General features: G+C 72.9%; 17 protein-coding genes. 10 read left to right on the top strand and 7 right to left on the bottom strand.

Features of this window, described 5'->3' with window-relative positions; genetic code table 11:
• Positions 1-174: 174 nt before the first annotated feature.
• Positions 175-1,179, bottom strand: a complete 1,005-nt coding sequence (locus AB0I81_RS02265) for an endonuclease/exonuclease/phosphatase family protein (protein WP_360648462.1) — start codon at positions 1,177-1,179, stop codon at positions 175-177.
• Between the two features lie 220 nt (positions 1,180-1,399).
• On the opposite strand from AB0I81_RS02265, the gene AB0I81_RS02260 reads away from it, so the two are divergent.
• Positions 1,400-2,698, top strand: coding sequence for a VCBS repeat-containing protein (locus tag AB0I81_RS02260; protein ID WP_360648459.1), 1,299 nt, complete (start codon positions 1,400-1,402; stop codon positions 2,696-2,698).
• A 141-nt stretch (positions 2,699-2,839) separates the two neighbouring features.
• Here the strand turns inward: AB0I81_RS02260 and AB0I81_RS02255 are convergent, their stop codons facing one another.
• Together AB0I81_RS02255 and AB0I81_RS02250 are read right to left on the bottom strand one after the other, a co-directional pair.
• The gene (locus tag AB0I81_RS02255) at positions 2,840-4,021 is read right to left on the bottom strand and encodes a hypothetical protein (protein WP_360648456.1); all 1,182 of its coding nucleotides are present in this window, start codon (positions 4,019-4,021) and stop codon (positions 2,840-2,842) included.
• A gap of 110 nt (positions 4,022-4,131) precedes the next feature.
• Complete coding sequence (locus AB0I81_RS02250; RefSeq protein WP_360648452.1) at positions 4,132-5,172, bottom strand: LacI family DNA-binding transcriptional regulator; 1,041 nt, start codon at positions 5,170-5,172, stop codon at positions 4,132-4,134.
• 411 nt (positions 5,173-5,583) lie between these two features.
• On the opposite strand from AB0I81_RS02250, the gene AB0I81_RS02245 reads away from it, so the two are divergent.
• The 6 genes from AB0I81_RS02245 to AB0I81_RS02220 all read left to right on the top strand — a co-directional run bounded on the left by AB0I81_RS02245 (position 5,584) and on the right by AB0I81_RS02220 (position 15,183).
• Positions 5,584-7,053 carry an extracellular solute-binding protein gene (locus AB0I81_RS02245; protein ID WP_360648449.1) on the top strand — a complete coding sequence of 490 codons (1,470 nt, stop codon included), beginning with the start codon at positions 5,584-5,586 and terminating at the stop codon, positions 7,051-7,053.
• 188 nt (positions 7,054-7,241) lie between these two features.
• Positions 7,242-8,216: a sugar ABC transporter permease gene (locus AB0I81_RS02240; protein ID WP_360648446.1), complete on the top strand. Its 975-nt coding sequence runs from the start codon at positions 7,242-7,244 to the stop codon at positions 8,214-8,216.
• Entirely contained in the window at positions 8,213-9,061 is an 849-nt protein-coding gene (locus AB0I81_RS02235) for a carbohydrate ABC transporter permease (protein ID WP_360648443.1), read from the top strand. The genes AB0I81_RS02240 and AB0I81_RS02235 overlap by 4 nt, the downstream gene beginning before the upstream one ends.
• Before the next feature lie 20 nt (positions 9,062-9,081).
• A complete protein-coding gene (locus AB0I81_RS02230; protein WP_360648440.1) occupies positions 9,082-10,692 on the top strand; it encodes an alpha-L-arabinofuranosidase C-terminal domain-containing protein in 1,611 nt (536 codons plus the stop codon).
• Positions 10,693-10,730: 38 nt separating this feature from the next.
• Positions 10,731-12,554 (top strand): glycoside hydrolase family 2 TIM barrel-domain containing protein, encoded by a 1,824-nt coding sequence (locus AB0I81_RS02225; protein ID WP_360648437.1) that lies wholly within the window; start codon positions 10,731-10,733, stop codon positions 12,552-12,554.
• Positions 12,555-12,735: 181 nt separating this feature from the next.
• A complete protein-coding gene (locus AB0I81_RS02220; protein ID WP_360648434.1) occupies positions 12,736-15,183 on the top strand; it encodes a WD40 repeat domain-containing protein in 2,448 nt (815 codons plus the stop codon).
• Between the two features lie 9 nt (positions 15,184-15,192).
• On the opposite strand, the gene AB0I81_RS02215 is transcribed toward AB0I81_RS02220, so the two are convergent.
• The 3 genes from AB0I81_RS02215 to AB0I81_RS02205 all read right to left on the bottom strand — a co-directional run bounded on the left by AB0I81_RS02215 (position 15,193) and on the right by AB0I81_RS02205 (position 19,412).
• Entirely contained in the window at positions 15,193-16,314 is a 1,122-nt protein-coding gene (locus AB0I81_RS02215) for a cobalamin-independent methionine synthase II family protein (RefSeq protein ID WP_360648431.1), read from the bottom strand.
• A 108-nt stretch (positions 16,315-16,422) separates the two neighbouring features.
• Complete coding sequence (locus AB0I81_RS02210; RefSeq protein ID WP_360648428.1) at positions 16,423-18,720, bottom strand: ABC transporter permease; 2,298 nt, start codon at positions 18,718-18,720, stop codon at positions 16,423-16,425.
• A complete protein-coding gene (locus AB0I81_RS02205) occupies positions 18,717-19,412 on the bottom strand; it encodes an ABC transporter ATP-binding protein (RefSeq protein ID WP_360648425.1) in 696 nt (231 codons plus the stop codon). The genes AB0I81_RS02210 and AB0I81_RS02205 overlap by 4 nt, the downstream gene beginning before the upstream one ends.
• 129 nt (positions 19,413-19,541) lie before the next feature.
• Here AB0I81_RS02205 and AB0I81_RS02200 point away from each other — a divergent pair, with 129 nt between their 5' ends.
• Together AB0I81_RS02200 and AB0I81_RS02195 are read left to right on the top strand one after the other, a co-directional pair.
• Complete coding sequence (locus tag AB0I81_RS02200) at positions 19,542-20,369, top strand: histidine kinase (RefSeq protein ID WP_360648422.1); 828 nt, start codon at positions 19,542-19,544, stop codon at positions 20,367-20,369.
• 58 nt (positions 20,370-20,427) lie between these two features.
• Positions 20,428-21,105 carry a response regulator transcription factor gene (locus tag AB0I81_RS02195; RefSeq protein WP_360650158.1) on the top strand — a complete coding sequence of 226 codons (678 nt, stop codon included), beginning with the start codon at positions 20,428-20,430 and terminating at the stop codon, positions 21,103-21,105.
• 112 nt (positions 21,106-21,217) lie between these two features.
• Here the strand turns inward: AB0I81_RS02195 and AB0I81_RS02190 are convergent, their stop codons facing one another.
• Positions 21,218-21,874: a hypothetical protein gene (locus tag AB0I81_RS02190; RefSeq protein WP_360648419.1), complete on the bottom strand. Its 657-nt coding sequence runs from the start codon at positions 21,872-21,874 to the stop codon at positions 21,218-21,220.
• Between the two features lie 134 nt (positions 21,875-22,008).
• On the opposite strand from AB0I81_RS02190, the gene AB0I81_RS02185 reads away from it, so the two are divergent.
• A complete protein-coding gene (locus AB0I81_RS02185; RefSeq protein WP_360648416.1) occupies positions 22,009-25,242 on the top strand; it encodes a hypothetical protein in 3,234 nt (1,077 codons plus the stop codon).
• The last annotated feature ends 9 nt before the right edge of the window (positions 25,243-25,251 follow it).

The following is a 25,251-nucleotide window of genomic DNA, read 5'->3' as shown; positions in this document are numbered from 1 at the left end:
ACGAAACAAACCCGACAATTCCCGCCCACCCCCTGGCCTCAGGAGAAAGTGTCGGCCAGCACGTGAACTCTAATTTCCCGGATCTGCTTAAACAAATTTCTGCAGGTGTCTTATATTCGCGTCATGGCAGAACAATTAACACCTTTTTGTTCGCCGCACCCGATCGGCGGAATCTCAGACATTCACCCGCAGGTCCGCGAAGAGTGCCCGATGGTCGGATCCCGGCACGTCGTACACCTGCGTGCGCACCGCGGCCCCCCGCGCGTCCGTCAGCACGTGGTCGATGGTCACCAGCGGCGGCAGCGAGCGTCCCTGCGGCCATGTGGGGTTCAGGCCCTGCCCGGTGGAGGCCGCCGCGTCGGTGTAGCCGGTGCCCAGCAGCCGGCGGAAGACCGCGTGGTCGAGGGTCGCGTTGAAGTCGCCCGCCAGGATCCGGGCCGGTCCGGAGTCGGGTGCGGGTGGCAGCGCGGCGACCCCGGCCTCCCACTCCGGCACGGTCGAGGGTACGGGCGCGACCGGATGCACGACCACCACCTCGACGGGCCGGCCGCCGGGCAGCGACACCTCGGCGACCGGCATGTGGTGCCCGACCGGCTGGAACAGCCCGGTCCGCTCGCGCAGTGGATACCGGGCGTACACGCCACTGCCCTCGGGTCCCCGGAAGTCGGCCCGGCCTACGTGGTGCGGCAGCAGGCCCGTGAGCCCCGCCGCGGCCAGCCGGTCCCTTGCCGAGTAGGTCAGCTCCTGGATGCTGAGGACGTCCACGTTCAGTCTGCGTACCAGATCGACTACCACCGCCGCGTCCCCGCGCCCGCCGTTGAGGTTGGCGGTCAGGACCCGCAGCGGCCGGCCGGTGGCGGCGGCTCCTTGGCCGGTGCCGCCGCCGAGCGCGCGCGGCAGCACGCACCAGGCCAGGCAGGCACACACGGCCAGCATGATCGCGATCGCGGCGCGACTGCGTACGAGGACCGCGATCCCCAGCGCGACCAGCGCCGCGACGGCGAAGTGCGGGGTGAAGGAGACCAGCGGGACCAGGAAGACGCCCGCCTCCAGGCCGCCGAGCCGCACGGCCGTCCCCGCCGCGAACAGCACCGCCACCCCGATGGCGATCCGCGATCGCCACACGCGGCGCGGCCGTACCCGCGGCGCCGCCGTCTTCACATCCTCTCGCACCAGCACAGCCGCACGCTAAGCGGCCATTCTTAACGTCACATGAGGATCGGACCCCGGTGAAGGTGAGAGTGCCGGAGACCACCGGCGGCCTGTCCAGCCTGTCGGCCCGTGCCGCCTGAGGCGACGGCCGGTCCAGGCTGCGGATCCGTGCCGCCTGAGGTGGCGGCCGGTCGAGGGTCGTTGGCCCGTGCCACGTAAGGCAGCGGCCGGTCTAGGCTGTTGGCCCGTGCCACGTAAGGCGATGATCTGGTTGCTGGCGGTCGCGACGCTCGCTGGCTGCGGTGAGCCGCGCCCGCAGGGCCAGACGGAGCCCCCTTCTCCCGCGCCGGCCGCCACCGCCTCTACCTCGCCGTCGGAAGGTTCCGCGTCTCCTGAGGACGGGGACGGCGGGCGGGCCGACGACGTCAACGGCGACGGCTACGCGGACCTGGTCGCCGAGATCGGTGACTCCGATCGCAGGAGGATCGCGGTCGTCTACGGTTCGCCGCGGGGGCCCGAGCCCGGCACGCGGACCGTCGTACCGCCAGAGACGTTCTCCACGTGGCTGCTCGGCGGCGGCATCAGAGGCGACTTCGACGGCGACGGGTTCGGCGACATCCTCGGCTACGGGGCCCCCGGCGGTCAGGATCAGCAGGCGCAGGGTCCTCACCTTCTGTGGGGCGGCCGGAAGGGCCTGGTGGCGAGGCCCACGCCCGTTCTGCTGCCGGGGGGAGGCGCGAGGGCGGGGTCCAGGGCGGTCGCGGGCGATTTCGACGGGGACGGCAACGCCGACGCGGTGATGGCGAGCGCGGCGACGGACGGCAACGTCGCGTCCCTGATGGTGTTGTACGGCCCGTTCACCCGCAAGGGCGTCCCCGCCCGCAGCGCCGTCCAGCCGTCGCCGACCGGCGGGGAGTTCTGGCGGCTGGCCTCCGACAAGGTCGGCGGGCGGCGCGCGACGGGTCTGATCGTCTACGAGGCCGACGACGGCGAGCAGACGTCGGGCCGGCTGCTCACGGCCGGTCCCGGTGGCCTGTCGAAGACGGGCAGGGAGCTCAACGCGGGCATGTCGGCCGCCTTCGGCGATTTCGACGGCGACGGCACCAGAGACGTCGCCGTCGGCGACGACGGCAGCCGCAACAACGAACCCGGCTACGAGACCGAGCCGCCCTCGGTCGACAAGACCCTCACCGTCTACTACGGCGACGGCCGGCAGGCGGCCTTCAAAGGCGTCGCGGGTCCGGCCGTCTCCGGTGACTTCAACGGTGACGGCCGCGACGACGTCGCCTTCGGCGGGGCCGGACGGGCGCTGGGCCTGACCGCGTACACCGCGCCGAAGGTCTTCTGGGGCGGCTCCGGCGGCCTCGGCGCCGGTCGGGAGGTGCCGGGGGTGGGCGAGGCCGGGCCGCTGGCGGCGGGGGACTACGACGGCGACGGCGACGACGAACTGGTCTTCGCGGCCGGCGACGACGACGCCCCCACCTTGGTGATCACGGACGGCGAGAAGAGGCTGAACAGCATCGAGGCGGCCGCCCTGACGTCATGAACGCTTTCGGCCCCCGGATTCCGGGCCGCAGCCCGCAGCCCGCAGCCCGCAGCCCACGGCCCGCGGCCCGCGGCCCACGAAGCCTTCGGGCCGCGGCCTCCAGCTAAGGCCCGTGACCTTCGGCGTCCGACTCGTGGCTCGCTACTGCGCGGCGAGCGCCTTGAAGTCCTTGAGCCAGTAGTTCGGCGCGGACAGGCCGTTGTCGCGGCGCTCGACGGTGTACGGGACGTAGACGCTGTTGAGCAGCCACGGATCCTTGTCCGGCCCGAAGTTCTGCACCATCAGGTCATCCTGCTTGAAGCCGTACGTCGCCACCCCCAGCCGCCCGGTCCCCCGGTACAGCGCCATCTGCTGCCGCAGGAAGTCCGCCTGCTCCATGAACCACGTGCTGCCGGTCAGGAAGTCGTCCCACTGCTCGGCGCTGAACGGCTTGTCGATGGCGGCCTTGATCACCTCCCACACCTTGGCGTCCTGCGCGAACCCGTAGCGCTGCGCGAACTCGGCCGAGACCGTGTCCGTCAGATGCTTCTTCCAGTAGTGGACCAGGGAGAACTCGGTGACGAGGTAGGTCTGCTCCGGCCGCATCTTCGGCAGGATGTAGTCCAGGAACGCCTGCGCGGCGGCCTTCGAGGGGATGTGCGGGTGGATGTCGACGCCCTGGATCTCCGGCGTCTGGCGGACGAAGCGCATCCAGCGCGCGGCGGCGGGCGTGCGGCGGTCGGCCAGGTCGAGCCGGTTGAGCGCGCCCATGTACAGGGTGGTGCCGCAGTCCGCGCCGCAGTGCTCGCGGCGGTAGTCGATGACGTGCTTGGCGACGGTCTCGTAGAAGACGTTGAGCCGCTCGTCGCGTTCGGCGGGCAGACTCTCGATGAACGGCTCGTTGCCGATCGTGAGGATGTCCACCTTGTTCAGCACTGTGGGCAGCACCCGGTCCAGGCGGGCCAGTTCGGCGGTCATCGCGGCGCTGCCGGGCGCGGGGAAGGACTTCTGGTTGTAGGGCCACTTCAGGCTGAGGATGGTGTCGTAGCCCCGGCCGCCGGCCTCGTTGATGGTCTTGATCGCGAAGTGGGCGGCGGGGTCGCCCTGGTCGGTGGCGGGCATCGGGAAGAAGCCGCGGACCCAGCGGGTGCCGGACTCGGCCAGCTCCCGATAGTCCAGGGCGTCGAGGTTCTGGTTGAAGTTCGCGCCCAGGGCGCCGTACGCGGCGGGAAGTGATCGGGAGTCGTTCAGGGGTTCGCCTCCGTCTGCGGTGGCTGCGTGCGTGAGGGGCGAGACCACGGCCAGCACCGTGGTCGCCGCGATGATCGACAGTCGACGAAGCATGTGTGCGTTCCTCACAGTGGGTGGGAGTGCCATCGACATGAATCGCGATTCATGTTTGCGCTAACTTGATCTGCCTGTCAATGGCCTCCGGAGGAAGGGGCGGCCGGCGTTCAGGCGTGGCGTGGCGGGGCGGTGGAGGCCCGGACGATCAGCTCGGGCCGGACGAACCGGCTGGTGGCCTGCGAAGTGGCGGCCTTCGACGGCTCCTCGATCTGCGCGATCAGGTGGTTCACGCAGCGCCGTCCCACCGTCTCCAGATCCTGGCGGACCGTCGTCAGCGGCGGCGACAGGAACGGCGCGACGTCCAGGTCGTCGAAGCCCACGACGCTCAGGTCATGGGGCACCCGCCGCCCCAGTTCCTCCGCCGCCCGCAGCACGCCCACGGCCATCTGGTCGTTGGCCGCGAAGACGGCGCTCACGTCGTCGGAGGTCAGCAGCCGGTGGGCGGCCTCGTACCCCGAGCGCGGCGACCAGTCGCCGACGACAGGCGGCGGGACCGCGCGCCCGGAGCGTTTGAGCTGCCGCTGCCAGGCCGCCCGCCGCCGTTGCGCCGGGTTGGAGCCGGCCGGCCCCGCCACGTGGTGCACGGTCGCGTGCCCGAGCCCGAGCAGGTGGTCCACGGCGGCGCGGGCGCCCACGGCCTCGTCCATGCCGAACGTGGGGTGCTTGTAGCCCGCCCTGCTGTCGGCGATGACGAGCGGCACCTCTTCGGGAAGCCGCAGGTGAGGGGTGTCGAGCACGCGGGCCTCGATCACGATCACGCCGTCCACGGCCCGGTCGGTGAGCCCGCGTACGGCGGCGCGCACGTCCTTCTCGGTGGGCGCGTCCACCACGGCCACGCTGACCGAGTAGCCGTGCGCCTGCGCCTGCGACACGACGGCCTCGACGATGCGCACGTTGAGCACCGCGTTGAGGTTGAACATGACCACGCCGATCGTGCCGAACCGGCCGGTGGCCAGCGCCCGGGCGGCGATGTTGGCGCGGTAGCCGAGCTGCCTCATGGCCGACTCGACCTTGAGCCGCGTGGCGGCCGTCACCCGGTCGTTGCCGTTCACGACCCGGGACACGGTCTGGCCCGAGACTCCGGCGAGCTTGGCGACGTCGGCCATGGAAGGCCCGCCCGACGCCCTGGTACCCGGTGGTCGTACCACGCCGGGCTGTCTCCCTTCGTTCGGGCAGCGCTTTCCTACGCTGCCGCTGGGGTGGAACGCCGACAGGTTACATCGTGTGATCCTGTCGGGGAATCGCTGCGCCGGGCAGGCACGCGACGCCCTACCTCGTGTTTCCGCTAACATGTATTTCCCCTAGGCAGAGAGGGTTATTCCGGGCCTCACTTCCATCCGCCGATGAAAACCTCACAGCCATGTCCTTGACGCTGATAGGCGTCGGGCCTAAGTTAGCGCAAACATAGATCCGCCCACGGGGAAGCTCCGGAGGGTCCCGGGGCCGGGCGCACCTTCTCGGTTACCGAGTCGAAGAACGCAGAGGAGTCCGCCATGGGGCGGCGTTATCACCGCAGTGAGCAACCCCACCCGAGCGCCACCGGCGCCGGGCCTGACCATATGACCGGCAGTATCAGCCGCCGCACGCTGTTCGGTGGCGCGGGCGCGGCCGTCCTGGCCGCCGCGCTGTCCGCGTGCACGGGCGGCGGACAGACCGCCCAGCAGAGCGCGGGCGGCGGCAGCGGCGCCCTGCAGTGGTGGGACCAGTTCCGCCCGCTCACGAAGTTGTTCCAGGACGACCTGTTCGCCCCGTTCATGCAGGCGCACGCCGGCGTCAAGATCGAACGGCGCCAGATGGAGGGCCCCGACCTCGGGCAGGCGCTACAGGTCGGGCGGCGCAGCAACCAGATGCCCGACGTGCACTCGCTGGCCGGACTGGGCGGGATCTCCCCGGCCGCGCTGGTGAGCGAGGAGTGGTTCCAGCCGATCGGCAAGCTCGCCGACCTGGCCGGCAGCCCGGTCGGCGAGATGTTGTACGACGGCATCCACCGCTTCAACGACGAGCTCTACTGCGTCCCGACGTTCTCCGGCCGCTGGCACGACGCGGTTCCCTGGTTCAACACCGCGTTGATCAAGGAGGCCGGCATCGACCCGGAGGAGGAGCCGGCCACCTGGGACAAGCTCCGCGAGCTCGCCCGCCGCGCCACCAAGGGCGACGTCTTCGGCATGGTCGTGCCGCTCAAGGACACGGAATACCTGAAGCCGCTGGTGCGCCGGCTCGCCATGAGCGCGGGCTCGCCGGGCGACGTCGACTGGAAGACCGGCGAGTACAACTTCGACTCCGACGAGTACATCAACGCCATCGAGTTCCTGGTCGCGCTGCAGAAGGACAAGGTCGTGCACCCGGCCTCCGCCTCGATGGGCCCGCGCGACGCCCGCGCCCGCTGGGCGGCCGGGCAGGCGGCCATCTACCTGTGGGGCGCCTGGTTCATCGGCGGCCTGAAGGTGGACGAGCCGGAGGCGGTCGAGCGCGGCGTCGGCACCTGGCGCATCCCGTGCCCGGAGACCACCAGGAACTTCGTCTACAACCCGCCGCAGCCCGGCTCGTTCTGGGTGTCGAAGCTGTCCAAGCAGGCCAAGACCGCCGCCGAGCTCATGTTGCAGATGACCTCCAAGGAGTTCCAGACCAAGCTGGCCTCCGCCATGGACCAGCCGCCCGCGCTGGCGGCCGAGGTCATCGACCAGGCGGAGGTCCACCCCACGTACAAGAAGGTCGTGGAGAACTTCCAGACCGACGTCCGGCTGCACCCGGTGCCCGAGGTCGGCACCCCCGGCGTCTGGCAGGTGCTGGCCGAGATGCGCGACATCCACCCCGATTTCGGTGACATCGCCCAGTCGGTGCTGACCGGCTCCTCCACCGACATCGGCGGTCAGTTGCGCCGCTACAACGACCAGATCAGCGCCGAACGTGAGCGCGCCATCAAGGTCGTGCGCGAGGAGAAGGGTGTCGAGGTCGACCAGAAGGCATGGGTGTTCGCCAACTGGGACCCCACCAAGGACTACGACCAGCAGGCTTACGCCGAGCGCTGAGCGGGCGCGAGCCCTGCCCGGCCCCCGGACGGACCCGGACGGACGCCGCGACGGCCTCCGAACGCACCCCACGAAGGACCCCCGGACGGACCCGGACGGACGCCGCGACGGCCTCCGACCGGATCCCGCGAAGGACCCCCGAACGGACCCCGGGCGGGCGCTCGCGTCCCGTCGGATGAGGACATGCGATGACAACGACAACTCCGGAGCGCGACCACCGCTCCACCACGCAGGCCCCGCCGCCGCCCCGGCGGGGCCTGTCGTGGGCACGCCGCCTGCGCAAGGACTGGTGGATCTACCTTTTCCTGCTTCCCACCATCCTCGGGTACGGCGCCTACACCATCTACCCGCTGCTGGCCTCGTGGTGGTTCGCCCTCCTCGACTGGCCGGGGTTCGCCACCGCGGGCACCTTCGTCGGCCTGGAGAACTTCGAGCGGCTGATCGGTGACGAGCTGTTCTGGAACGCGTTCTGGAACTCGCTGGTCTTCCTCGTGATCGCCGTCCCGGCGCGGGTCGGCCTGGCGCTCCTCCTGGCGCTGGTGCTGAACGCGAAGAAGACCCCGTTCAAGGGCTTCTTCCGCACCCTGTTCTTCCTGCCCGTCGTCACCACGGGCGCCATCGTGGGCGTGGTGTTCACGCTGCTGCTCGACGCCGGCGGACCGATCAGCCTGTCGCTGGTGTGGTCCGGGCTGATCGACTCGCCCGCGAACTTCGCCGCCGAGGCCGGCACCTCCCTGTTCGCCGGCATCGCCGTGTGGGTGTGGAAGTGGCTGGGCATCACCCTGATCTACTGGCTGGCCGCGCTGCAGACGGTCCCGCAGAGCGTGCACGAGGCCGCGATGATCGACGGCGCGGGCGCCTGGGCGGAGTTCCGGCACGTGACGATGCCGCTGCTGGTCCCGTTCCTGGTGATCATCACGCTGATCGACACCGTGGCCGCGTTCAACGTCTTCGACCTGCTGCAGACCCTCACCGGCGGGGGCCCGTCCTTCTCATCCGAGGTGATCGAGATCTTCATCTTCCGCACGGCCTTCCAGGCCACCGTCCCGCAGCTCGGCTACGCCTCGGCCGCCGCCGTGCTGTTCGGGCTGATCACCACGGTCTTCGCGCTGGCCCAGGGGCTGGGCATGCGGTGGGCGCGCAGCCGGATGGGCACCTCATGACGGCCCGGCTGCTGACCCGCCGCCCGAGCACGCGGCAGGTCGTGACGGTCGTGGTGCTGGCCGTGCTGGGCGGGATGTGGGTCTACCCGTTCGTGTGGCTGGTGTCGGCGTCGCTGAAGACCTCGCCGGAGATCTTCGGCCGCGGACTCAACCTGCTGCCAGAGACGCCGGTCTGGGAGAACTACGTCCGCGCCTGGACCGAGGTCGGCTTCAGCTCGTACTTCATCAACACCCTGATCATCACCGCCGGCACGGTGCTGCTCGTGGTCGTGCGCAGCGCCCTGGCCGGGTACGTGCTCGGCCGCTACGACTTCATCGGCAAGAAGTTCCTGATCGGCCTGTTCCTGGTCACCTTCTTCCTCCCCGAGGGCTACACGATCATCTCGATCACCCAGCTCACCGACCAGCTCAGGCTGCTCAACACGCACGCCGGCGTGATACTCGGCCTGGGCGCGGGCGGCCAGATCGCCTCGACCCTGCTGTACGCGGGCTACTTCCGCCGCCTGCCGAAGGAACTGGAGGAGACCGCCCGCCTGGACGGCGCGGGACACTTCACCGTCTTCTTCCGGGTGATGCTGCCGCTCGCCTGGCCGATCACCGCCACCGTGGTGATCCTCACCTACCTCTACGCCTGGAACGTCTACCTGCTGCCGCTGGTGTTCACACTCAGCGAGCCCGATCTGCGCACGCTCGCCGTGGGCATGACCGTCTTCGTGGGCGAACGCAGCACGGACTGGTCGGGCATGGCGGCGGCCGCCGTGATCTCGCTGCTCCCGGTGATCGCCGTGTTCGTCGCCCTGCAGCGCAAGTTCGTCGACAGCATCGCCGGTGCTGTCAAGCAATGAATGGAACGGAGTCCATCTTCATGTCTGAGGCGATAGCCGCCATCGACACCCGCCGTCCGGTAGGCCGGATCAACGACGACGTCTACGGGCACTTCCTGGAGTCGGCGTTCTTCGGCAACATCGAGGGCGGGGTGTTCGACGAGGGCTCGCCCTTGTCCATCGACGAGCCCGGCCTGCTGCGCGGCGTGCGTGCCGACGTGCTGGAGCTCGTCCGCGAGCTGGCCCCCGGCCCGATCCGCTGGCCGGGCGGCAACTTCACCTCGCCCTACCACTGGCAGGACGGCATCGGCCCCCGGGACGAGCGGCCCACCCGGCTGGAGCTGGCCTGGGGCGAGCTGGAGACCAACCGGTTCGGCACCGACGAGTTCCTGGCCTGGTGCGAGGCCGTGGGGGCGGAGGCGTACCTGGCGCACTCGGCGCGCAACGTGGACGACGCGGTGCGCTGGGTCGAGTACACCAACTCCGCGAGGAACACCGCGCTCACCGCCCGCCGCGCCGCCAACGGCCGGGCCGAGCCGTGGAAGGTGCGCTACTGGGGGATCGGCAACGAGGTCTACGGCCCCTGGCAGATGGGGCACCGCACCGCCGACGAGTACGCCGCCGCGGCCCGCGAGCACGCCCTGTTCATGCGCCACGTCGACCCCGACATCAAGACGATCGGCGTCGGCATCCCGTGGAACCAGGAGGAGTGGACCCGCCCGGTGCTCCAGCGGGCCGGCAAGCTGCTGGACTACCTGTCCCTGCACCTGTACGGCGCCGCCACCCACCTGTGGACCGGCGACGACTACGACGCCATCGTCGCCCAGTCGCTCTTCTTCGAGCAGGAGATGAACACCTACTCCCGCATCGTCACCGCGCTGTCCGCCGAGGCGGGGCTGGACCGCCCGCCCGCGCTCGCCCTGGACGAGTGGAACATCCGCCACCTCGAACCCCGGGAGTGGGCCGCCCCGCTGCCCGGCGACGACGGCGGCATCGCCCCGCGCGAGACCGGCCCCGTGAACGAGCCGGGCAAGACGCGGGTCAACCGGTGGAGCCCCAGGTCGGTCGCCGACACCCTGTTCTACGCCGGCGTCTTCCACGCCATCTTCCGCACCGCCGGCCTGCCCGCCCCCGTCTCGATGGCCAACCCGGTGAACCTGGTCAACGCCAACGGCGTGATCGTGGCCCGCCCCGGCGGCGCGCTGCGCTCCGCCATCTACCACATCTGGCACCTCTACCGGCACCACACCGGCCGCACCGTGCTGCCGTGCGAGGTCACGGGGCCGGCCCGGACCACCTCCGTCAGGCTCGGCGACAACCGCGGCCCCGACGGCGACCTGCTCACCGCGCCCATGACCGTCCCCTTCCTGGACGTCTCGGCCACCCGCGCCGAGGACGGCTCGGTGCGCGTCGCCGTCGTCAACCGGCACCGCGAGGAGGCCGCGCGGCTGCGGATCGTGCTCGACGGCTCCGGCGCGAACACGCCGGCGACCGCCCGGGTGCGCAGCCTGGGCGGCGACGCGCCGGCGCTCGACGCGGTCAACACCCTCGCCGCGCCGGACACGATCGGCGTACGGGACCTGGGAGACGTCAAGTCCAGCGACGGGACCTGGACCATCGCGCCGCACTCGGTCACCGTGCTGAGCCTGTGACCGCCCGGCATGACGATTTCGAGCACCTCCGGAGCACTGTGAGCAACGACTACCCCCGCCCCCTGCTCGTCCGCCCGCACTGGCAGGATCTGTGCGGCCCGTGGGGCTTCGCCGCCGACGACGAGGACCGCGGCCTGGCCGGCGGCTGGCACGGCGACCCGGGCCCGTACACCCGCACGATCACCGTCCCGTACCCGCCGGAGAGCGAGCTGTCCGGCCTGCGCGACACCGCCCCGCACCCCGTGGTGTGGTATCGCCGCGCGCTGAGCCCCGACCGGCTGCCCGGCCCGGGGGAGCGGCTGCTGCTGCACTTCGGCGCCGTGGACTACCGGGCGCGCGTCTGGGTCAACGGCGTGTACGTCGGCGGGCACGAGGGCGGCCACACCCCCTTCTCCTTCGACGTCACCGAGTCCCTGGTGCCGGGCGAGGAGCAGGTCATCGTGGTACGCGCCGAGGACGACTGCGACGACGCCACCCAGCCGCGCGGCAAGCAGGACTGGCGGGCCGAGCCGCACGACATCTGGTACCACCGCACCACCGGCATCTGGCAGCCCGTCTGGACCGAGGTCGTGCCCGCGCTGCACGTCAAGGGCCTGCACTGGACGCCCGACGTGCCCGGCGCCGCGGTGACCCTGGAGGTCGAGCTGTCCCGCAGGCCGGCCACGCCGGTGGACGTGCACGTCGTGCTGTCCCTGGGCGATGAGATCCTGGCCGACCAGACCTGCCGCACCGAGCGCAGGGACGGCCGGTGGGTGATCGCGCTGCCGGCCGCCCGGCACCAGATGGAGCTGGCCAGGCTGCTGTGGTCGCCCGAACGGCCGACCTTGCTGGACGCCCGCGTCGAGCTGCGCCAGGACGGCCGGGAGATCGACGCCGTCACCTCGTACGTGGGCCTGCGCAGCGTCGGCGTCAAGGACGGCCGCGTGCTGCTCAACGGCCAGCCCCGCTTCCTGCGCCTGGTCCTGGCCCAGAACTACTGGCCCGACTCCCACCTGGCCGCCCCGGCCGACGCGCTGCGCCGCGAGGTGGAGCTGGCCAAGGAGCTGGGCTTCAACGGCGTGCGGATCCACCAGAAGGTCGAGGACCCGCGCTTCCTGGCCTGGTGCGACCGGCTCGGCATGCTGGTGTGGAGCGAGATGCCCAGCGCCTACGAGTACGCCCCCAGGACCGTCGAACGGCTGACCCGCGAATGGCTGGAGGTCGTGGCCCGCGACCGCAGCCATCCCAGCGTGGTGACGTGGGTGCCGTTCAACGAGAGCTGGGGTGTCTGGCACGCGCTGTACGTGCCGGAGCAGCGGCACGCCATGACCGCGCTCTACCACCTCACCAAGGCGATCGACGGCACCCGGCCGGTGATCTCCAACGACGGCTGGGAGCACACCGAGAGCGACATCTGGGGCCTGCACGACTACGCGCCGACCGGCGCGTCGATCCGCGAGCGCTACGCCGACCGGGACGCCGTCGCCCGCGTCCTGTCCGACCGGCCGCCCGCGCGCCGCGTCGCCCTGCTCGGCGAGCCCGCCTCGCCGGGACGGCCGGTGGTGCTGTCGGAGATCGGCGGCCTCAGCCTGAAGCCCGCCTCTGACGAGTCCTGGCACGGGTACGCCGCCTTCGGCACCGCCGGCGAACTGGCCGAGGAGTTCCGGCAGATGGTGGAGGCCGTGCTGGACAGCGTGGAGCTGGCCGGCTTCTGCTGGACCCAGCTCACCGACACCGAGCAGGAGACCAACGGGCTGCTGACGGCGGGGCGCGAGCCCAAGCTGCCGGTCGAGACCGTGCGCCGCATCCTCACCAGGCCCGCCCGCTCGACCCCCGCCGAGGCCATCGACGCGGCCCGCCGCGCCGCCAGACAGGAGGACTGAGCTCCCGCCCCGGCCCCGCCCCGGCCCCGCCCCGCCCCGCCCCGGCCCCGCCTCGGCTCCGGCCTTTACTGGCTAGGCCCTGGCGAATGGGAGAACGGAAGCGAGACGTCGGCGGTCAGGGGCGGGCGGGCCCGCGTGGGCTAGCGTGACGGGTGGCCCCTGACGACCGTGGAGGTCCGCGATGGCCCGCCTCCCGCCCGGCGCGCAGGACCGCCCGTCAGTTCGCGCCGGATCCCCTCGGGACCGGCGACGGACCATGATCGTCGTGCTGGCCGCCGCGGTGGCCGTGCTCCTGGCCGCGACCACCGCCCTGGCCTTCCTGTACGCGGGGGCGGGTGCGGAAAGGGACCGGGTGGCGGCCCAGCGCGACCTCGCACTCAGCCGCCAGCTCATCGCCCAGAGCCACGCCCTGGCCGTCACCTCACCCCAGACGGCCAGGCTGCTCGCCGTCGCCGCCGCCCGGATCGTACCGGCATCCACCGGGACGAGGGCCGAGACGAGGGCCGCGATCAGGGCGGCCACGGCCCGGCCGCAGCTAGCCGTACTGCGCGGCTTCCCCGGCGAGGTGTACTCCGTAGCCTTCGACCCCACCGGCGCCACCCTCGCCACGGCCGGCCACGACGCCCCACTGCGCCTGTGGGACGTGGCCAGGCTGACGCCCGCGCCCTGGCCGGTGGGGGAGTCGCGCGGCGACGGCATGTCCGTGGCCTACAGCCCCGACGGCGGCCACCTGGCCGTGGCGGAGGCGACCGGCCGGGTACGCGTCTGGGACACCGGCACCCGCCGCGCCTGGACCGGCGGCGAGCAGGCGCCCTGGGCCAGGCAGTGGGCCTCCTTCAGCCCCGACGGCGACCTGCTGGCCACGTCCGGCGGCACCGGCGGCGCGTCCCGGTTGTGGGACGCCGCCTCGGGCAGGCAGGTGGCCGCCCTGCGCTCACTCGAAGGAGACCCGGGCCCCGTCGCGTTCAGCCCGGACGGCACGCTCATCGCGGCCGCCTACCCGCGCGGCCCGATCAGGACGTTCGAGGCGGGAACGGGCAGGCTGACGGGCGACCCACTGGAACCGGCCGCGGGCAGCGTCAGGCCGGAGCCGCGCGAGGAGGTCGCCGCGCTCGCGTTCAGCCCCGGCGGGCGGCTGCTGGCCGGCACCACGGGCAGCGAGCACGTCCAGCTCTGGGACGTGATCACCAGGCGGGCCTCCGGCCGCCCGCTCACCGGCCACACCGGCCTGGTCACCTCGGCCGCATTCAGCCCCGACGGCGGCATCCTGGCCACCGGCAGCCAGGACCGCACGATCCGGCTGTGGGACGTGCGCACCCACCGGCCGCTCGGTGAGCCGCTGACCGGCCACACGAACGCGGTCAACGCGGTCGCCTTCGGCCCGGACGGCGGCGTGCTGGCCAGCGCGAGCGCCGACGCGACCGTACGCCTGTGGCGCGTCCCCGCCGGGGTGCGCCGCCCGCTCACCCTGCCGGGCAAGGACGGCATCGGCGAGGTCCCGGCCGACCGGCCGATCCCCTCACGCTGGTACGACCGCCCCGACACCACCCAGACCGTGCTGAGCGCCGACGCCGGCCGCCTGGTGGTCCAGCCGTACGAGGCGAACCGGGCGGGCGCCGGCACCGTGTGGTCATGGGACCTGCGATCGCGCGGGCGACGCGGCGAGCGGTTGCGCATCCGGCCGGACGACCTGGTGGACGGGGTGGCGCTCAACCGCGACGGCCGCTCGCTGGCCGCCTCCGGCTCCGGCGACGCGGGCCGCGGCCTGCACACCACCGTCCTCGACGGCCCTGACTCGGTCCGCGGCCGCCCCCTCACCTACAGCCCGGACGGCCGCCTCCTGGCCACCGGCCTGGCCCCTGCCACAGGCCAGGACCCTGCCACCGGCCAGGACCCTGCCACAGGCCAGGAAACGGCTGGAGGTCAGGAGACGGCTGGAGGTCAGGACGCCGCCATCCAGCTCTGGACGCTCCCCGGCGGCACGGCGAAGGGCAAGCCGCTGACCGGGCACTCCGGCAGGGTGACGGCGGCGGCCTTCGACGACGGCGGCGCGCTGCTCGCGGTGGGCACCTCCGAAGGCGAGGTGCTGCTGTGGGAGGTGGCCACGGGCAAACGCCGCGCGACACTGCGCGGCCACACCCTGCCGGTCACCTCGCTCGCCTTCGCCCCCGGCGGCGCCCTGCTCCTGACGGGCGGTGAGGACCGGACGGCCAGGTTTTGGGACGTGCCCGCCGCCCGCCCGCACGGCCCCCCGCTCACCGGCCACACCGGCCAGGTCCGCGCCGTCGCCATCAGCCCCGACGGCACCTACCTGGCCACCGGCGGCCAGGACCGCACCATCAGGTTGTGGGACACCGCCACGGGGCAGGCGATCGGACCGCCGCTGGCCGGGCACGGGGGCGAGGTGCGCGCGCTGGCCTTCGCCGACGGCGGCAAGACCCTGGTGGCCGCCGCGGCCGACCTCATCCAGGTCACCGGCGACTCCTACGCCGTCTGGAAGTGGGACACCGCCGCGCTCGCCACCGACCCGGCGGCCACGGCCTGCGGCCAGGCGGCACGCTCGCTCACCCGCGAGGAGTGGGCGGCGCACGTCCCCGACCTTCCGTTCAGGGACGTATGCCACCCATGACGGGACCGGTCAGCCCCAGACCATGGCCGCGGTCCGTACCACCAGCTCCAGCTTGCGCCGCTGCTCGTCCACGGTGAGCAGGTTCCCCTTGGCGGTGGAGGCGAAGCCGCACTGCGGGCTGAGCGCGAGATGCTCCAGCGGCACGTACTTGGCGGCCTCGTCGATCCGGCGGCGCAGCTCGTCGGGCTCCTCCAGGCGCGCCACCTTGGAGGTGACCAGCCCGAGCACCACGGTCGTCCCCCGTTGCACGAAGCGCAGCGGCTCGAACCCGCCCGCCCGGCCGGTGTCGTACTCCAGCAGGAACCGGTCCACCGGCACCTCGCCGAACAGCCGCTCGGCGATCGGCTCGTAACCGCCCTTGGCCGCCCACGCGCTGCGGTTGTTGCCCCGGCAGATGTGCATGGCCACCGTGACCCCGGGATCGATCTCCTTCGTCGCGCGGACGAGCTGGGCGTCCACGGCGATCGTCGCGTCGAGAAGCGCGTCGGCAACGGGCGCGTCCGGGCCGAACACGCGGGTGCGGAACTGCGGATCGATCACGGAGTTGTAGGCCAGCGAGTCGAGCTGGATCCACCGCACGCCGAGCCCGATCAGGCCCCTGATCTCCTCGATCCGCAGCGCGACCAGGTCGCGCATCATGTCGGCGGGCGTCGGGTAGGTGGCCGCGCTGAGGGCGGGCTGCCACATGATGTTGCCCATGGAGGAGCTGACCATGGTGATCTTGTACGGCCCGGGGGCGTGCTCGGCCAGGAACCGGGCCTCGACGGCGGTGAGCCCGGCCTTCTGGGTGAGCTTGCCGGTCGCGACCACCGACTCCCAGGCGGTCTCCTCGGACGGCACCTCCTCGGCGTCGCCGCGGAACCAGCCGCCGCCGTCCACCGGGGTGGGCTCGACCCCGCCGAGCGCCTCCAGCAGCGCGGCCAGCCAGGTCTCCCGCCGTACCTCGCCGTCGGTGAAGACCTCGATCCCGGCCTCGCGCTGCAGCTCGATCGCGGCCAGCGCGGCGTCGTCCGTCACCTTCGCCAGCTCCTCCGCACCCATTTCGCCGCGCTTACGCGCCTGCCGGGCCCGCAGCAGCTCCGGCGGGCGCAGCAGGCTGCCTACGTGTTCGGCGTGGTAGGTCGCGGGCATGGTTCCTCCTCGGTGTCGGGGCGCGAAGAAGAAGGAGGGGCCTCCGCGCCTCCCGTACGATCAGACCCGTACGGTCAGCGTCCACCGCCCCGCGAGCCCCGTCCAGCCTCATTCGTTGTGCAGCACGGCCGCGATGGTGAGCCGCGAGGCGGAACGGGCCGGCACATACGCCCCCAGCACCGCGATCACCACGCCGGCCGGCGCGAGCACCGCCAGCATGGGAACCCGCCAGACCGCCAGCATGGACTCCGGCAGCAGCACGCCGGCGGCCCCGGCCATCATCGGGACGACGACGCGGTGCGCCGCGATCCCGATCGGCAGGCCGAGCAGCCCGCCGGCCGCGCCGAGCGCCGCCATGGACGTCACCATCATCACCGTGACCTGGCGCGGCGTCATCCCGATGGACTTCAGCATGCCGAGGTCGCGGCGCCGCTCGCGGGTGTCGAGCACGACGGTGTTGAGCACGCCCAGCGCGGCGACCGTGCCCAGCAACAGGGTGAGCAGGGAGGCGAAGCTGATGACGGCCACGGCGGTCTCGTCCGTCCGGCTCTTGGTCCTGGGGCGCAGGCCGGGGTCGGCCTTGCTCACAGCGGCGTTGTAGGACTCCACGTCGGTGCCGGGGGCCAGGCGGACCTCGTACTGGGTGGCCCGCTGGGCGGGTGCGAGCGTGGTCAGCGTCTGCCAGCCGGCGTGGATGAGGTCGGCGGAGCCGTCCATCGTGACGCCGACGATCGTCGCCCCTGCCCGGCCCGAGCCGAGGGAGAGCGAGATGCGGTCGCCGAGCGCCAGGCCGCGCTTGTCCAGGAACGCCGAGGTCGCCACGGCCTCGCCAGGCCCGTTCAGCCAGCGGCCCGCGACGAGGGTCTCGCCGAGCGTAGCGGAGTCCCCGCGCAGGAACCTGCCCATGATGGGCTGCGGCTGGCCCGTCAGGTTCAGGTCGATCCAGGCGTCCGCGGTCACGTACAGCGTGCCGGGCAGGGCGCGCAGCAGCGCCTCGATCTCGGCGTCGCCGTGCCGGGGCGGGGTCTCTCCCTGGCGGGCCTGCCCGGCGTGCACGACGGTGTGGATGTGGCCGACCCGCTGGGCGGCCTGCCCGTACGCGGTCATCGTGCCGGTCAGGCCAGCCGCCAGCGTCACGGTCGCCGATCCCAGCACCACGGCCGCCATGGTGAGCGCGGAGCGGCCAGGCCGCGCGAACGGCAGGCCCAGCCCCATGCTGACCGAGCGGGGCAGCCGAGCCCCCGACAGCAGCCGCTGCACCCGCAGGCCCCGCCCCCGCCGGGACGCGCCGCCCGCGCCGATCGCCAGGACTGCGTTCAGCCGGTGCGCGCGCAACGCGGGCGGCAGGGCGGCCAGCACGACCACGGCCGGCATGCCGGCGAGCGTGGCCGCGTACACCCAGGGGCCCGCACCGGCCGAGAACGCCCCGCCGCCGACGCCGTCCAGCAGCGGCCGCAGGGCCAGGCCGCCCGCCAGGGTGCCGGCCGCGCCGCCCGCGAGGGCCGGGATGAGGACCATCGTCAGGTAGACGGCGACGACCTGGTTGGGCGTGAACCCCAGGGCCTTGAGCATCCCGATGTGCCGGAGCCCGGCCACGACCGCGCCGCTGACCACGTTCACCACGATCAGCACCGCCACGATCAGCCCGAGCACGCCGAAGCAGGCCAGGAAGGGCAGGTAGAGCGAGACCGAGCGGCCCGCCTCCCGCTTGACGTCCAGATACGACCGCGCGGCCAGCAGCCCGTCGCCCGGCAGCCCCGCCGTCCCCCGCCTGACTTCGCTGAGACGGTAGAGCATCTGGTACGCGGACGGTTTCAGCGCGGCGGCCTGACCGGGCGTGACCCAGGACGCGGCGCTCCCGCTCACACTGGAGGCCAGCCCGACCACCGTGAACGCCGGTCCTTCGCGAACGGCGAACCGCAGCCCCAGGAGCCCGGCGAAGTGGGAGCCTGGCGGCCGGTCCAGCACGATCTCCCCGGGTCGGGCGGCCCACCGGCCGCTCCACAACTCCACCCGGTCCACCGGCCCGCCGGGGCCGTCGCGGCCGACGAGCGTGAGCGGGCCGGGCGGCAGGTGCTCGAACGTGTCCGGAATCGTGACGGTGGCCTGGGCGAACGGCCCCGCCGCCGCCTCCACCCCCGGTACGCGGGCCGCGAGGCGTGCCGCCGTGACCTTCTCCGCGTCGTAGGAGGCCACGACATGCGCGCCCCGCTGAGCCTCGAAGGCCCGGTCGAACGGCGCGGACACGCCTTCCAGCAGGCCCAGCGCGACCACGACCGCCACCGTCGAGCAGAACACCACGACGCCGAGCACGACGGTCTGCACCCTGCGCCGCCGCACCGCCGCCCGCGCGGCCCGCCACACGGCCCCCGCCCCGGTCAGCGGGCGTTGCGCGGGAGCGGTCATGGCGTGCTCTCCAGGCTCTGAGCGGAGAGCACCCGCCCGTCGCGCATCTCGACCAGCCGGCCGGCGCAGCGACCGGCCAGCTCCGGGTCGTGCGTGACGATCAGCAGCGTCTGGCCGATCTGGTTGAGGTCGATCAGCAGGTCCATCACCTGCTCGCCGGAGCGGCTGTCCAGCGCCCCGGTCGGCTCGTCGGCCAGCAGCAGCGCGGGCCGGTTCATCAGCGCCCTGGCCACGGCGACGCGCTGGCGTTCCCCGCCGCTCAGCGCCGCCGGATAGACGTCCGCGCGACCGGCGATGCCCAGCTCCTCGAACAGCTCCATCGCCCGGTCGCGGGCCTGCCGCGCGGGCGTGCCGGTGAGCTGGGCGGCCAGGGCGGCGTTGTCCAGCGCCGGCAGATCCTCGATGAGGTTGAAGAACTGGAAGATCATGCCGATGTGCCGGCGGCGGAACAGCGCGAGCCCGGTCTCGTTCATCGCGCCCAGGTCCTGGCCGCCGACCTCGACGGTGCCGCGCGTGGGACGGTCCAGCCCGGCGATCAGGTTGAGCAGGGTGGACTTGCCGCAGCCCGACGGGCCCATCACGGCGACCGCCTCCCCGGCGCCGATCAGCAGCGACACACCGTCCAGGGCGCCGGCCGCGCCGTACTCCTTGTGCACGTCGCCGAGCCGCACGACGGGGCGGGGAGAGTTCATGGCCACGAACCTAGATCGGTTACGGCGGCCTCGGCATCCCGCGGGGGATGTAATCGCGGTGCCCGTCATCCCGTGGATGTAGGGCCGGGGGAGGATGTGGAGTGCGGCGCGGGGCGCGAAGATAACGCTGTGCGGGAATGGCTGATCGCCGCCCTGGTGACGGCGTGCGGTGTGGCGGGATGGCTGGCGGTGGAGCTGGCGCGTACGCGGCGGCGCTACCGGGCGGTGCTCGGCGAGCAGGGCCGCCTGCTGGAACGGGAGCGCGAGCGGGCGGCGGCGACGGCCGTGGACGCCGAGCGGGCCAGGATCGCGGCCGAGCTGCACGACATCGTCAGCCACAACGTGAGCCTCATGGTGGTGCAGGCCAGCGCCGCCAGGGAGGTGCTGCCCACGATGCCGGGCGAGGCCGGGAACGCGCTCAAGGCCGTCGAGGCGGCGGGCCGGGACGCGATGACCGAGCTGCGCCACCTGCTGGGTCTGCTCGCGCCCGCTCCCGACGGGTCCGATGACGACTTACCCGGGGCGGATCTCGCGCCGCAACCGGGGCTGGGACAGCTCGGCGGGCTGGCGGATCGGATCGCGTTCGCCGGGCTGCCGGTGGAGGTGCGGGTCTCCGGCGAGCCCCGGCCGCTCCCTGCGGGGATCGACGTGACCGCGTACCGGATCGTCCAGGAGGCACTGACGAACGCGCTCAGGCACGGGGAGGGCGCCAAAGCCGAGGTGAGCATCCGCTACACCGACCAGTACCTGCGGGTGGAGGTGCTGAACAGCGGGCCGAGCGTGCTCACGGGCGCCGCCCGGCGTCCCGCGGGGGGCGCGCGGCCGCCGGGCGGGGCCGGGCGTGGCCTGCTGGGGCTGCGGGAACGGGTCGCGGTGTACGGTGGCGACCTCGACGCACGGCGCCGGCTCGGCGGCGGCTACCGCGTACGCGCCAGAATCCCCCTGGAACGGTCATGATCACGGCGAGGAGGGGGTGGCCACCGTGAGCGAGGCGGGAACGGCGGCGAGCGGGGAGATGGTGAGCGGGCCCCGGGTGCTGATCGCCGATGATCAGGAGCTGGTCAGGGCCGGTTTCCGGCTCATACTGACGGCACGCGGCATCGACGTGGTGGGCGAGGCCGCCGACGGGGCCCAGGCGGTGGCCGAGACCCGCCGGCTCGCGCCCGACGTGGTGCTGATGGACATCCGCATGCCCGGCATGGACGGCCTGGAAGCGGCCCGCCGCGTGCTCGCCCACGACTCGCGGTGCCGGGTGATCATGCTCACCACGTTCGACCTCGACCGCTATGTCTACGCCGCCCTGGCACTCGGCGCGAGCGGCTTCCTGCTCAAGGACGTCACCCCGGCGCACCTGGCCGCCGCCGTGCGCCTGGTCGACACCGGCGACGCTCTCCTGGCGCCCTCCATCACCCGCCGTCTCGTCGAACGCTTCGCCGCCGCCGACCGGGGCCACGGGCCACCGGCGGTCCCGCCGCACAGCGACCTCGCCGCGCTGACGCCACGTGAGCTGGAGGTCCTGACGCTGATGGGCAAGGGCCTGTCCAACGCGGAACTGGCCTACGCGCTGACCCTCAGCGAGGCGACGGTCAAGACGCACGTCGCCCGCATCTTCGCCAAGCTGGCGCTGCGCGACCGCGCCCAGGCGGTCGTCCTCGCCTACGAGACCGGTCTGGTCTCACCCGGCGGCACCTGACCCAGACCAGGCCGACCATGAAACCGGCGGCGCGTGACTCGGACCAGGCCGACCATGAAACCGGCCGTGCGTGACTCGGGCCAGGCCGACCATGAAACCGGCGGCGCGTGGCTCAGACCAGGCCGACCATGAAACCTTCGTCCTTGACGCCCAGAAACGCCTGGGGCCGGTGTTGCCGCATCGCGTTCTCGATCACCGGGATGTACTTGGGGTTCGACCCCAGCGGCAGCCGGTAGCCGTTCTTGACCGTGTGGAACTCCCACAGGTGCGCCATCTCCGGATGCCGCGAGCGGAACCCCTGGTCGGCGGGGAACAGGTCGAGCCGGACCATCGTCTTACGCATCAGGTAGTCGGCGGGCTTGACCCGGCGCTGCCGCGTACGCGAGATGCCGACCCCGGACAGCTCCGCCCACGCCACCGCCCACGGCCGGCCCTGCGGATCGTCCCAGCGCACGCCGAACCCGTCGAAGACGAGCCGGCGCGGGCGGGCGATCTTCTTCCAGGTGACGAGCGGCAGCAGGCCGATGGCCAGGAAGATCAGCCCGAGCACCCCGACGGCGACCGCGGTGCCCGCCCCGCCCGTGGTCTGCCCGGTCAGCGCCGAGACGATCGCGAGCAGGCCGATCGCGCCCGCGACGGCGCCGCCCGCCACGGCCTTGACCTTGGCGTCGCCGGCCACGTCGATCAGCACGGGAGGCGGTACGAACGCCGGGGGCTGCTGCGGGGGATATGGGGCGTTATGGGAGGGTTGCTGGGGCCCGTACGTCATAGACCGTCAGGTTAGTCGCGGACGGCAGCCGTACTGTCACGCTTCAGGTTTTTCCGAAGCGAATCGGCTTGCGCGAACTTCGGCACCCCTGCTCGTCGTTGATCCGGTAGCAGCGGGCCGGGAGGGGAGCGCAGGTGGCGCAGGCGGGGACGGTTCCAAGCACGGACGGCTGGGTCGAGCGGCCGGCGGACGTGGACCGGGTGGTGTCCGCGCTGACCTCGGGCGTCAGCGGCCTGATCATGGTCGTGCCCGAGGTGGAGGGGGTCGAGGGGCTGGGCGTCACCGCCGTCGTGGCGGCGGCCCTGCGCCGCCCCGAGGTGGCCCGGCGCTTTCCCGACGGCGTCGGCTGGGTGAGCGCCGGCGGCCATCCGGAGACGTGGGCCGACGAGCTGACCCAGGTTCTGCAGCGCCTGCACGGGGAGAAGGTGGAGCCCTACACCTGGCTCTCGACGTTCGACTTCGCGGACTTCATGCACGACGAGGAGGCCGTCGGCGGGTTCCTGGAGGAGGAGATCTTCAAGCCGGCCCCCCGGCTGGTCGTGATCGACGGCCTGCGCCACGCCGGGATGGTGCTGCCGCTGGCGTTCACCGTGCCGGACTGCACCTGGCTGGTCACCGCGGGCGTGGCCGACGAGCGGCTGAGGTTCGCGGCCACCGTGCCCGTCGGCCCGATGACGGGACAGGACGGGGCGGCGCTGCTCCGCCGTGACCTGCCCGGCCTGGCGGAGGGCACGGCCGCGCTGCTGGCGGAGCTCACCGGAGGCTGGCCGCTCGCCCTCACCATGGCGCACGGGGTCATCATCAGCCAGGTCGTCACGGGAGCACCGGCCACCGAGGCCGCGGCCGGCCTGGCCGCGCGCCTGCCCGGCCCCGTGGACCTCGCGAGCCCCGCCTCCAGGGCCGCGCTGATCGGGGCGGTCGTGGACCACTCGCTCGACTGGCTGCGCACGGTCGATCCCATCGCCGCCGAACGCTTCCTGCAACTCGGTCTGTTCGGCGCGAACGAGGCCATCCCGATCGGCGTGGCCGCCCTGCTGTGGAGCTCCGGCGGCGACGTCACGGGCGGGCAGATCGGCGCGCTGATCGCCAGGCTGGAAGGATTGTCGCTGGTCAGCCGGCGCACCGACTACCCGGTGCTGCTCCTGCCCGTCGCGGTCGGCGAGCGGGTGCGCGAACTCCTCGGCACGGTCGGCCTCGAACGGGCGCGCAGGGCGCTGGTCGAGGCCGACCCGGAGGAGACCCCCGAAGGCTGGGCCCAGCTGCCCGGCACCGGGAAGTGGATGTTGCGCAACCTCGCGGAACTCCACGCCGACCTGGGGGAGGGCGAGCGGCTGGCGGACCTGGTCTGCGACGTGACCTGGTTGTCGGCCAGGATCCAGCAGAGCGGCGTGCACGCGGCGCTGGACGACCTGGCCAAGGCGGGCGGTGGATCCGCCGAGTCGTTCTGGCGGGTGCTGGGCGGTTCGTACCATCTGTTTGAAACGGCGAGCGAGCTGGGCCTCCACGTCATGCCCACGCTCGCCGCCCGCCTGCGGGTGCTGCCCGGCGAGGAGGAGAGGGCGCGCGAGCAGCTCGCGGACCGGGGCGAGAGCCGGCTGGAGCCCCGCTGGACGCCGCCGGACCTGGCGCATCCGGCGCTGGTACGCACCCACCACGGCCGGTGCGGCGAGATGAACGGCCTGGCCATGACCCCCGACGGCGCCTGGCTGGCCGCCGCGGGGGACCAGAGCCGGGTGGTGCGCCGGCGTGCGGACGGCGCCCGCATCGACGCGCTGCTCGGCCACGAGGCGTCCGTCAGGTCGGTGGCCGTCGCCCCGGACGCCTCGTGGCTGGCCACCGCGAGCTGGGACGGCACCGTCCGGCTGTGGGAGCAGGACGGCAGGCCGCTCGCCGTGCTCGACGACCTGCCGGACCTGCCCGAGACCGTCGCGATCGCGCCGGACGGGACCTGGCTGGTCGCGGGCGGGGACGGGTTCCTGCGGTTCTGGAACGCCGACGGCACGGCACGTGCGGACGTGGCGGAGACCTGGGAGAACTACGAGGCCATCGCCATCGCGCCCGACGGCGCCTGGCTGGTCACCGCGAGCGAGGACGTCACCGAGTTGCGCAACGCCGACGGGACGCTCAGGGCGACCGTCCGCGCGGCCGACGACGAGGACGACGAGGGCGTGGGCGCGGACGCGGTGGCCATCGCGCCCTCAGGAGAGTGGCTGGCCGTGCTCGACCCGCACGGCGACATCCGCCTGGTGAACTCCGATGGCAGCCCGCGCGCCCTGCTCGACGGCGTCCGCTGCGCGGGCAGGGGCCTGGCGATCGCGCCGGACGGAAGCTGGCTGGCCACCTCCGACTGGGACGGCGACGTGGTCATCATGGACCTCGACGGGTCCGTGCGGGCCCGGCTGAGGGGCCACACCGAGTGGGTCGCCGGCCTGGCCGTCACCTCCGACGGCCGCCGGCTGGCCTCGGCGGGCGGTGACGGCACGGTCCGCGTCTGGGACGTGGACGTGGCCCTGTCGCAGGGTCCATCCACGCCGCCCGCCCGGCAGAACTCCGATGGGCTCGCGGTGGCGGGCGACGGCTCCTGCCTGGCCACCGTCGGCCGCGACGGGCTGACCCTGTGGGAGGCCGACGGCGATCTGCGCGGTTCCGGGCCGGGGGACTACATGGGCAGCGTGGCGATCGCCCCCGACGGCGCGTTCGTGCTGACCGCCGACTGCGAGGGCCGCATCCGCCTGCACGAGCCCGACGGGTCCGTACGCAGGACCGAACAGGTGCACTCGACCCGGATCATGGCGGCCGCCCCGTCGGCGGCGATCGCGCCCGACGGCACCTGGATGGCCGTGGCCATGAACGACGGCGTGCGGATCCTGAACACGCACGGGGAGGGCACCACGGCCGTGGGCCCCTTCGGCGCGGACGTGAGCGCGGTGGCCATCGCCCCCGACTCGGCCTCGCTGGTCGTCGCCTCGGGCCTCGACGTGCGGCTTCGGAATGCCAAGGGGCGCCCGCTGGGCCGCTGGGCACGCGCACGGAGCACCATTCACGCGCTCGCCGTCTCCCCGGACGGCCGCCACCTCGCGGTGGGCGGCGCCGAGGGCGTCGTCGAGTTGTTCGACGAGCGTGGCGAGCGGGTCGCGATGTTCGGCCAGGACGACCGGCTGACCGGCGTCGCCTTCTCCCCGGACGGCGACCGCCTGGCCACCACCGCCATGAACGGCTGCCTGCGGGTCTGGGACATCGCCACCCGCACCACCGAGGCGGCGATCGTCGTGGACGGCGAACTGCGCGGTTGCGCCTGGTTCCCGGACGGCTCCGGGGTGTGCGCGGCCGGCGCCGCGGGCCTGTTCGGCTTCACCTACCGCAGGTGAGGGGCCTGG

It is taken from the genome of Nonomuraea sp. NPDC050404, from assembly GCF_040655495.1.
Taxonomy (GTDB): Bacteria; Actinomycetota; Actinomycetes; order Streptosporangiales; family Streptosporangiaceae; genus Nonomuraea.
This window is presented reverse-complemented; position numbering and strand designations above follow the sequence as displayed.

Excerpts from the sequence above, each read along its gene's own strand:
- AB0I81_RS02245 (WP_360648449.1), top strand. The coding sequence starts at position 5,584 with ATGACCGGCAGTATCAGCCGCCGCACGCTGTTCGGTGGCGCGGGCGCG.
- AB0I81_RS02235 (WP_360648443.1), top strand. The coding sequence starts at position 8,213 with ATGACGGCCCGGCTGCTGACCCGCCGCCCGAGCACGCGGCAGGTCGTG.
- AB0I81_RS02205 (WP_360648425.1), bottom strand. The coding sequence starts at position 19,412 with ATGAACTCTCCCCGCCCCGTCGTGCGGCTCGGCGACGTGCACAAGGAG.
- AB0I81_RS02210 (WP_360648428.1), bottom strand. The coding sequence starts at position 18,720 with ATGACCGCTCCCGCGCAACGCCCGCTGACCGGGGCGGGGGCCGTGTGG.
- AB0I81_RS02240 (WP_360648446.1), top strand. The coding sequence starts at position 7,242 with ATGACAACGACAACTCCGGAGCGCGACCACCGCTCCACCACGCAGGCC.
- AB0I81_RS02255 (WP_360648456.1), bottom strand. The coding sequence starts at position 4,021 with ATGCTTCGTCGACTGTCGATCATCGCGGCGACCACGGTGCTGGCCGTG.
- AB0I81_RS02220 (WP_360648434.1), top strand. The coding sequence starts at position 12,736 with ATGGCCCGCCTCCCGCCCGGCGCGCAGGACCGCCCGTCAGTTCGCGCC.
- AB0I81_RS02190 (WP_360648419.1), bottom strand. The coding sequence starts at position 21,874 with ATGACGTACGGGCCCCAGCAACCCTCCCATAACGCCCCATATCCCCCG.
- AB0I81_RS02230 (WP_360648440.1), top strand. The coding sequence starts at position 9,082 with ATGTCTGAGGCGATAGCCGCCATCGACACCCGCCGTCCGGTAGGCCGG.
- AB0I81_RS02195 (WP_360650158.1), top strand. The coding sequence starts at position 20,428 with ATGGTGAGCGGGCCCCGGGTGCTGATCGCCGATGATCAGGAGCTGGTC.
- AB0I81_RS02215 (WP_360648431.1), bottom strand. The coding sequence starts at position 16,314 with ATGCCCGCGACCTACCACGCCGAACACGTAGGCAGCCTGCTGCGCCCG.